The 966-nt window shown below is 47.8% G+C and carries 1 protein-coding gene; it reads right to left on the bottom strand.

Annotated elements, in window-relative coordinates:
* On the bottom strand, window positions 1–966 hold a 966-nt coding region (locus tag R7Q46_RS25460), incomplete at both ends, for a bifunctional diguanylate cyclase/phosphodiesterase (protein ID WP_318077977.1).

The following is a 966-nucleotide window of genomic DNA, read 5'->3' as shown; positions in this document are numbered from 1 at the left end:
GTAGCCCGTACCAAAATCGTCCAACGCCAGTTGTACGCCCAGTTGTTTGATTTCGTTGATGCAGTGGATGGATTCCGTTTCGCCGCCCATCAGCATACTTTCGGTGATTTCTAGCACCAAATGACCTGCAGAGATGTTGTGCTCTTCAATCATGGTTTGCAGGAATGAAATCAACCGTGAATGGTAGAAATGCTGCGCACTCAGGTTGACGTGCACCGTCAGTGGCGGCAAGCCTTGGCTGTGTCTCTTTGTGTTCAGTTTGCCGATAAAATCGCAAGACTGATTGAGGATTGATTCTCCAAGCTCTACAATCAGTTTCCCTTGCTCTGCAAGCGGAATAAAGATCAACGGCGAGATAATGCCGAGCGTTGGATGCGGCCATCGAGCCAATGCTTCAAAGCCAATGATTTCACCTGATTTCGCGTTCACGATTGGTTGAAAATAAGGAATGATGTTGTCTTGTCGAATCGCTACTTCTAAGTCGCGATTGATGATCATCGACGTTTCTGCCTGCTCAGATAATTCACCATCAGCGACCAACACTTCATGCATGTGACGACCGCTCATTGACTGCGCAGAGTAACGAGCTACAAGCAATAGGTGCTCAAGGGATTGGTGGGTGATTTTAGGGTCAACCATCACGGCTTTGCTGTCGAGCGACAACATAATCCCAGAGAGTTCGATTTTGTAAGATAGCTGATTTAACAGTCGGTTTGCCGCTTCCAACGCGTCGCTGTGACCGCTTGCGTTGGGAAGAATGACGATGAACTCATGCTCACTAATCCGACCAATTTGGTGAGTGCCCAAATGGTCGCGCAACAAAGTCGAGATGTACTGGATCGCCTCATCAAAGATCAGGTGTCCGTACACTTCAGCGATTTGCTTGAGGCTCTTACTAGTGATGTAGATGAACGAGAAGTGATTCGGTTGGTGTTTCACCAACTCTTCAAGTGCGCCTAAGATTAC

Source organism: Vibrio sp. 811, from assembly GCF_033339195.1.
Note: the sequence above shows the minus strand (reverse complement) of the source record. Positions and strands in the feature narration are given on the sequence as shown.